We start from the raw sequence: 7,273 nt of genomic DNA, 5'->3' as shown, positions 1-7,273 counted from the left end.
GGAAGGCTGGTTGCGCGGGCGGGGTCGGTGGGGCGGCGATGGCGTGCAGGAGGTGCCTGGCGTCGGTTACCTGGTCCTGTGCCGTCGATGCCTGGGGGCTGTCGGCTGCGATGGCGTCGGCGATGCGGTTGGCCAGTTCGATCTGGCGGTGGAGCTTGTCGTCGCCGTTGGGGACGGCGTGCAGGGCGCGGTGGGCCAGGGTGGCAATGTGACGGGCGAGAGCGTTGGGGGCGTCGGCGGGGTCGAGCTTGTGGTGCTGGATCAGGGCGGGATCGATGTGCTGGAGGCGAGTGGCCAGCTCACGGGTGATGAGGTGCTCGTAAATGCCCCGCTCAAGATCCGTCACCTCAGCAAGGTAGCTGTGCCTGTCCCTAAGTGGTGTCGGATCCATGACAATTTCGGCCTTCCTCGATGTGATGGGAGGCCGGTGTCATTGGGTAGACGCTGCGTCGCGCTACGTCTGGCTGACCAGCAAAAATTCGGTTCCTAGGCTGGCAGCTTTGGACAGCGTCGGGACTTTGCCGGGCCTGGGTCGCCGCCGGACGCGAGCGCGAGCGATTGAGAAAGACACGCTAGGCTCTAGCGCGAATTCATGGCAGATCGCGGATGGGCCGACGGTCATTCGCCAGCCGGTGCGGCGCATTAGTGACGCGCGTAGCTCGATGTTCGCTAGGGAGAGCATGAACGAGATTTCGGGACTACCCGAATTCTGGGAGGAGTTTTGTTCTCTAGGGAAGGAAGTTGACTATTTTGTAACTGCCCGTCTGTTCGACGGGACACCCGCAGCCTGGCCTCACGAACTCAATTACATTAGATGGCGGCATCGGGTTGCGACCGAACTTGGCGTCGACCCGATGGCGGTCCAGCTAGTCGGAAGCGCCCGTTTGGGCTATTCGCTCAACCCACAGAAAAACTTCAGAAAGTTCCATGAAAGCTCGGACTTGGACATCGCGGTGATCTCACCGGAGCTGTTCGATCAGGCGTGGAGCGAGCTCCGAGACATAATCGAGGACGAATTCTTTGCAGGCAAGAAGAACTACCTCCGGAAATTGGTTTTCGAAGAGTGCATTGCCCTCGATGTTATACTGCCTCGCCTGTCTTTCGGTGAGCGGTGGTCGCGGTCGCGGGATAGCTTCATCGAGGATCTCGGCGAGGCGTTCATAAATTGCGAAGTCAATTATCGACTGTATCGCAATCATAAGTCACTCAGAGGCTATCAGGTGAAGAGCGTGAATATCGCGCGGAATCGTGCGATCGAGGAGGGCGTGCGCAATGACTGATCACGGGCTCAAGTTCGAGATCGAGTCGAAAACTGTGGCCGAATTTCGGTCGCTGAATAAATCCGGCGAACTGATCCTTCAGCCTGAATATCAGCGTCAGGCCGTTTGGCCCGAGCGGGCCAAGGTGTCCTTGATGGAGACCATTCTTCTCGGATATCCAATCCCGGAGATCTATCTTGCTTACGAGACCTCGCCGGAAGGTGAGCAAAAAGCTTCCGTTGTTGACGGTCAGCAGCGCCTTACCTCTCTGCTTGGGTTTCTCAACAACAAATTTCCGCTGGACGGGCTAGAGGACGAAAAGTTGAGGGAGAAGTTCGAGGGATTGTATTTCACGGATCTCCCCGACGACGTGCGTCAAGAGTTCTTCCAGTACCGTTTTCCGATTCGGCGCCTGTCGAATCTGGCCGATGAATTTGTGCGCGCAGTTTTCGCCCGCGTCAACAGGGTTAATATGGTGCTAACTGAGCAAGAGCTCCGAAATGCTCTGTTGCCTGGCCCTTTTAATGACTTTTTGAAGGACTGTGTAGCCCACCCAATAAGTTCGGTGTCCGGAGTTTTCAGTGGTGAACGACGCAAGCGAGGTGGTGACCTGGAGTTCTATGCCGAGGTATTCGGCACCTGCATCTTCGGGCTCTCCAACAAAAAGACCGAACTCGACGAGCGATATGACAAAATATCCGCAGACTTCGAAGACTATCAGGATCGATCAATAGAGTTCCTCGCGCTACTGACGTTCCTGAAGGCTACTATTAAGTGGGCAGGTCGAACCAGATGGTCGAACATCGTCGACATGTTCACGCTACTGCACGTTTCTTGGGGCCTGCGAGATAAGCTCGGCAATGTCGACCCGGTTCAGGTAGAGCAAATCCGAGATATTTTGGACCTGTTCCAGCGCGCGGTCTCGGCCAAGAAGCGAAACGGCGAGAACGGTGAGAGCGCCAACCTCAATGCATCTCTCTCGGCAATTCTGGAAATGGCGCCAGGGGAAGTCGACAAGGCCATCGAAGGTTATATGTCGGGTATCCGGAACTCGTCCGACTTGGGGTCGCGCCGAATTCGCTCTCAGCAGCTAGGATCTCTACTTTCGAGGAAGCTCGAGAGCTGAACGAGCCATCGCGTCTTGGAAGCCTCTGAGGTGCCGCTTCGCCTTCGCCAACATCCGCCGGACTGGGCTGGTGCTCCAGAAGCTTGCCGGCACCGCCGGCGGTGCGCTCAGCCTGTCCCGTTCGGCGCCTGGCACAGCGCGCAGCGTCCACTGCCATCGACGCGGACCGGTCTCCGCCACACCGGAGGCAGTCCGCGTGTGTTTTCCGGCTCCTCGTCATACGCAAGCGGACGGTCAACGGTTCGGCGAGATCTGCTTCACCATGACGTCATACGTAGGTGCGTGCTCCCAACCAGGACGGAGCGCGGTGATCTTTTGCCAGCCCCAGCTTCGATACGCGGCCTGGGCGGAGGCGTTGTCCGGCTCAGCCAGGAGCGTGGCCCGTTCCTCCGTGCGCCCAGCGAGTAGCTCGTCGTGCAGCGACTTGGCGATTCCTCTACGGCGCCAGTCAGGGGCCACCATCAGCTCGCTGATGGCGAACGTCCGCTTGCCGTCCTCGTTGGTGAATCCGGCCGGGATGGGCTCGTGGATGCCGCCCCACCACCTGGTCTCGGCGGGCAGCGGGAAGCCGTAGATGTATCCCACCAGCTCGCCATCGATTGGGGCGGTGACGACGTCCCAACCGTCGCGCTGCATGTGGCCGGCTAGCTGGCGGCGGTAGCGGTCCTCGTTGTGGAACTCGCCGCCGTCCGCGTACACCGTCAGGTAAAGCTCGACGAGCCGCTCGATGAGCCCGGCGGCCTGCTCGGCGGTGTGGTGCCGCAGCTCCAAGCCCTCCATCATGCTTGCACCGCCTGGTCGTACGCCTCAACGAACTTCCGCGTTGCGGCGGTCGACCGCTGCGGTTGCCCCAGGTTGGACCGGAGCTGCGCGAGGTGGAGGCTCACCCGCCCCGAACTCACCTGACCAAGTTCAGGCAGCAGGTTCATTGCCGTCCAAGCAGCCTCATCGATGTTGTCTTGCCGGCAGGCGGCGTCGGCGAGCTTGACCGAGTAGTAGATGTGGTTGCGCCGGAGGACGGGGGACGGGTTCTCCGTGATGGTTCGGAAGGCGCCGGCGGCCCGTTCGGGCCTGCCCAGGGCGAGGTAGGCGAGGCCCTCGATGCCCTTGATCTCCTGCGCTGTGACGAAGTGAAGGAACGGCATGTCGTCCTCACTGGTACCGCGGTCGAACTCGCGCTTGGCCTTGCTCAGCGCCCGTTGGGAGCCGCTCATGTCCTGCAGGGTGGCGTACGTGCTGGCAGCCCGCAGGTGTAGCAGGGTGGCCAGCCGTGGGGTGCCCCACCCAGCGGAGGAACGCAGTGCCGCTTCGGCGGCATGCAACGCCTCGCCCGGACGGTCCTGGCAGGTCAGCAACGCGAGGTAAGCGAAGGCGCGTACCTCCATCCGCGGATCGTCGGCGAAGCGGGCTCTGGTGATCGCCTCATTGAGGTAGGCCCTGGCCTCCGGGCGGCGATTCGCGTCGATCGTGAGCCAGGCCGTCTCTATGGCCAGGTCGGCCAGGGTGGCCTGGAGGGCTTCGCCGACGTCCCGGCTGTAGGTGGCCTTGGCCGCCCACTCCGAGAGCTGGGCGTGCATCCGGATAGCGAGGCCGCAGAGCTGGTTGGCGCCGACCGCCGCATCAGCGCGGCGGAACTCGTCCACCAGCGAGCCGACGGCGTGAACCTGCTCCATGCTGATGCTTCTGGCCGTGTTCTGGGGTGCGGCGAGCAGATCGAGGGAACCGGTCGCGGCGATGCCCGCGAGTGCGGCGAGGGCATGGAACTGTCGGCGGTCCGTAGTGCCACCTCCTCGGCTCGATGCCGCGAGGTTGGCATCAGTCCGCGCCGGCGTCTCTGTCGGTCCGGCTTCTTTCACGGGTACGGGGTTGTGCTCCACAACTTTGGTCAACCGGGCGGGGAGGCTGAACCACAGGAAGCGGGGCGGGATCCGAAGCAACTGGGACCAGTGCGTCAAGCGATCCAGGTGCACCAGCGGCGGCCCGTTCTCCACCCGGCTGAGCTGCGCCTGCGTGATCCCCAACCACCCCGCCACCACGGTCTGCGGCAGCGGGGCCCGCCCGTGGTACGGATGGCACCGGTACGCGCGGATGGCCCGCCCAAGATGCCGCTCCGCCAGCGCCCGCCGCACCGGCTCGTGCTCCCAGAAGTTCGCCGGCACCACCGGTGGCGCGCTCAGCCTGTCGCGCTCGGCGGCCTGGCACGGCGCGCAGCGCCCGCTGTCGTTGTCGCGGGCCAGTCGTCCGCCGCATCGGGGGCAGTTCGCGTGTGTCACCGGCAACCTCGCCGCTCGCGGGTGGCTGTGTCGATTGCGCTCCGTAGAGCTTATCCATTCAATCTGTTCCGAGCACTCCCGGTATGCGTGGGACGCATATCGACGATCCCCGCGCCGTCATGTCGGGTCCACGTGGCCGTCCCTGCCGGCAAAGGCTGGCGCCGCCGGTAGGGTCGGTCGTCATGCGGATGGTCTACACCTCGGCACCCCCCGACGTCTTCTACCCGGCGCGGGAGCGGCTGGTGCGCAAGCTCGACCGGTGGGCCCGCAAGCACCGCCGGCCGGTCGACCTGTTCGTCATCGAGGCGTTGCTGGAGCACCGCTGGTCGGCGGGTGACGGGCTCCTCGGACGGTGGCAGCCCGAGGACCTGGAGGAGACACTGCTCGACTGGTTTCCCCGCAAGGTGACGTTGTCACCTGACGAGTGGGCCGAGGTCGTGCCGACAGTGGCTGCGTTCGTCGACTTCCTCTTCGAGCAGGACTTCGCCGATCGGCGCTGCGCCGACCGGCACCTGCTGCACGGCCTCCTGGACAAGGTCGCCACCCCGTTCGAGGAGGCGATGGCGGACCAGAGCCGGTACGGGCTCGCGAAGTTCTGGACCATGCGGATGCTCGCTGAGGGCGTCGACCCCAGCGACCAGGTTGCCGCCGAACGGTTCATCGCGGACCTGGATGCGGGCCGCATCGCCGTCGATCAGGCGTTGCTACACCGTGTGATGGCCAACCATCTGCAAGCCGAGGACTCCGACCAGCACCCACCGCTACCGCTGGTGGCCGTGCCCGACGACGACACGCTTCGCGAGCTGGCCGCCGGGACGCCGGTCGTACGCCGGTTGGGGGAACTGGTGCGGTGGCTCGGGGACGGGCGGACGCTAACCACGACGGGCAGGCTGCGGCTGGCCGACGCGCGGGAACTGGTCGCGCTGCTGGACACCGGCGACGTCGTCGACCCCGTGATCGGCGACCGGGTGTTCAAGACCCGCAGCAGCGACGACCTGTACGGGCTCACGGTGCTCGTCGCCTGGGCTCGGGCGGCCCGCGTCGTGCGGGTGGTGAAGGGCCGGTTGGTGCCGGTCAAGAGCGCGGCGAAGACGCTGGCCGACCCGCTCGCGCTGGCCCGACGGGCCTTTGACGGGCTGTTCGAGCTCGGCGAGGCGGTCTGCGGCAGCGGGTGGGCCGAGTCGGTCCTGCGGTGGCGGTTCGACGATGCCGTTTTCGCCATGACGATGGCGCTTTTCGTCGCGCCGGAGCCGAGCCCGATCGACGAATTGCGGCAGCTCGCCTACCAGGTGGCCTGCGACGGGCTGGGGTTCGAGCCCGGCACCGAGGAGCAGGAGCGGGGCTGGCATCAGCTCGCCGACAACGACACCGACCGCCTGCTCGACCAGCTCGCCAGGCTCGGCGCGGTCGAGACGGATGGCGGCGTCGTCGGGTTGACCGCCCTGGGCGTCGGTCTGCTCGCCGGGCACCTGCGCGAACAGGACGTGGCCGTGCCGACCATCGACCAGTTGCTGGAGGAGACCGCGGAGGTCGTCGTGGCCACCGCCACCGGCAGCCCGGCGGAAACCGCCGCCGCCCTTCTGCGCGACTGGTGCGCGCGCAACTCCGCCACTGCCTCTACGGAGCTGCGCGCGCTGGCCAAGCGCACCGACGACCCTGAACACCGTCGGCTCGCCCTGACGTACGCCTGAGCGAGTGGTGGGTAGCTGGAGGGCTTTGGCTGGCCATGCCGCTGTGCTGTCGACCGATGGACCTGGCTCTGCCCCTGCGGTCAGGGTTGCGTCGAGGCAGTCGCCTGTCAGGCGTACACGCTTCGCACGGCTTCAACGAACGATTGCCCACGCGTCGAGGCTGCCCCATCCTTCGTCGGGAACAACTCCATCCGCAGGTCGCTTGTCAGCTCTAGTTGAACGCCGGCGCCGTCGGCGTCCTTGTTGACGAAGTTCGCGGTCGACGTGCCGGCGATGTCTGCGGGCGCGGGCTGGACGACGCTGAAGCCGGCGGCCCGAAGGGCTGTCGCCAGCTCCACGCCAGTGGCGGTGTCCCGTCCGCCGATGTAGACGACCTTGCCCGGCTTGGCCGTGCCGTGCACCGACAGTGCGTGGGTGCGCTGGCCGATCAGGATCAGGCACTCCTCGACGTCCCAGTTCTCACTCGTGACGTGCAGCCGTGGGAAGTTCTGGCCGGCCGGCAGCAGACCCTTGAACTGGCACTGGGTGTGGTCGGTGCCCGCGATCGCGTTCGCAATCTCGCTGGTGCGTGACTCGATCAAGCCACCGTGTGGGGCGACGACGACCAGCGGTGAGTTGGTGATCTTCCAGGTGATTTCGTAGGCGACGCCTGCCTCTTCGACCTTGCGCAGCGCGGACATCGACGGATACTCGCCCACACTGCCCACCGCGGCGGCTGCCTGCTGCGTCGGCGCGTCGTCCACCCGGGCGATGCCGTACCCGGTCATCAGCACGAGCGGAACGGCGAGAGCACTGAGCATCCATCGCACGTGTCTGTTCAAGGGATTCTCCTTGTGGTCGCGTTGATCTTGCCGCGTCGACTCTATCCACGGACGTCACTCTGCGAGGGCCCGGTGCATGCAGTGCGTGTTCGTGCCGTCCTCG

The 7,273-nt window shown here is 64.9% G+C and carries 6 protein-coding genes and 1 pseudogene; 3 read left to right on the top strand and 4 right to left on the bottom strand.

The genetic code is table 11. The annotated features are described in order from the left end of the window. Nucleotides 1–346: pseudogene (locus tag F6X68_RS11490) on the bottom strand (DUF3427 domain-containing protein); the annotation flags it as partial. Between the two features lie 154 nt (nucleotides 347–500). Between F6X68_RS11490 and F6X68_RS11485 the strand changes: the two are divergent. Together F6X68_RS11485 and F6X68_RS11480 are read left to right on the top strand one after the other, a co-directional pair. Continuing rightward, complete coding sequence (locus tag F6X68_RS11485; RefSeq protein WP_192581371.1) at nucleotides 501–1,280, top strand: hypothetical protein; 780 nt, start codon at nucleotides 501–503, stop codon at nucleotides 1,278–1,280. Further along, on the top strand, nucleotides 1,273–2,385 hold the full coding sequence (locus F6X68_RS11480; RefSeq protein WP_151454257.1) for a DUF262 domain-containing protein: 1,113 nt from the start codon (nucleotides 1,273–1,275) through the stop codon (nucleotides 2,383–2,385). The genes F6X68_RS11485 and F6X68_RS11480 overlap by 8 nt, the downstream gene beginning before the upstream one ends. A gap of 234 nt (nucleotides 2,386–2,619) precedes the next feature. Here F6X68_RS11480 and F6X68_RS11475 read toward each other — a convergent pair whose 3' ends face one another. Together F6X68_RS11475 and F6X68_RS34175 are read right to left on the bottom strand one after the other, a co-directional pair. Further along, the gene (locus tag F6X68_RS11475) at nucleotides 2,620–3,168 is read right to left on the bottom strand and encodes a GNAT family N-acetyltransferase (RefSeq protein ID WP_151454256.1); all 549 of its coding nucleotides are present in this window, start codon (nucleotides 3,166–3,168) and stop codon (nucleotides 2,620–2,622) included. Further along, nucleotides 3,165–4,658, bottom strand: a complete 1,494-nt coding sequence (locus F6X68_RS34175; RefSeq protein WP_225852148.1) for a helix-turn-helix domain-containing protein — start codon at nucleotides 4,656–4,658, stop codon at nucleotides 3,165–3,167. The genes F6X68_RS11475 and F6X68_RS34175 overlap by 4 nt, the downstream gene beginning before the upstream one ends. Before the next feature lie 182 nt (nucleotides 4,659–4,840). Here F6X68_RS34175 and F6X68_RS11465 point away from each other — a divergent pair, with 182 nt between their 5' ends. Continuing rightward, the gene (locus F6X68_RS11465; protein WP_151454255.1) at nucleotides 4,841–6,349 is read left to right on the top strand and encodes a hypothetical protein; all 1,509 of its coding nucleotides are present in this window, start codon (nucleotides 4,841–4,843) and stop codon (nucleotides 6,347–6,349) included. A gap of 107 nt (nucleotides 6,350–6,456) precedes the next feature. On the opposite strand, the gene F6X68_RS11460 is transcribed toward F6X68_RS11465, so the two are convergent. After that, nucleotides 6,457–7,170, bottom strand: coding sequence for a poly-gamma-glutamate hydrolase family protein (locus F6X68_RS11460; RefSeq protein ID WP_151454254.1), 714 nt, complete (start codon nucleotides 7,168–7,170; stop codon nucleotides 6,457–6,459). Between the last annotated feature and the right edge of the window lie 103 nt (nucleotides 7,171–7,273).

The organism is Micromonospora sp. AMSO12t (assembly GCF_008806585.1).
In the GTDB taxonomy this organism is placed as follows: domain Bacteria; phylum Actinomycetota; class Actinomycetes; order Mycobacteriales; family Micromonosporaceae; genus Micromonospora; species Micromonospora reichwaldensis.
This window is presented reverse-complemented; position numbering and strand designations above follow the sequence as displayed.

Excerpts from the sequence above, each read along its gene's own strand:
- F6X68_RS11475 (WP_151454256.1), bottom strand. The coding sequence starts at position 3,168 with ATGATGGAGGGCTTGGAGCTGCGGCACCACACCGCCGAGCAGGCCGCC.
- F6X68_RS11465 (WP_151454255.1), top strand. The coding sequence starts at position 4,841 with ATGCGGATGGTCTACACCTCGGCACCCCCCGACGTCTTCTACCCGGCG.
- F6X68_RS11480 (WP_151454257.1), top strand. The coding sequence starts at position 1,273 with ATGACTGATCACGGGCTCAAGTTCGAGATCGAGTCGAAAACTGTGGCC.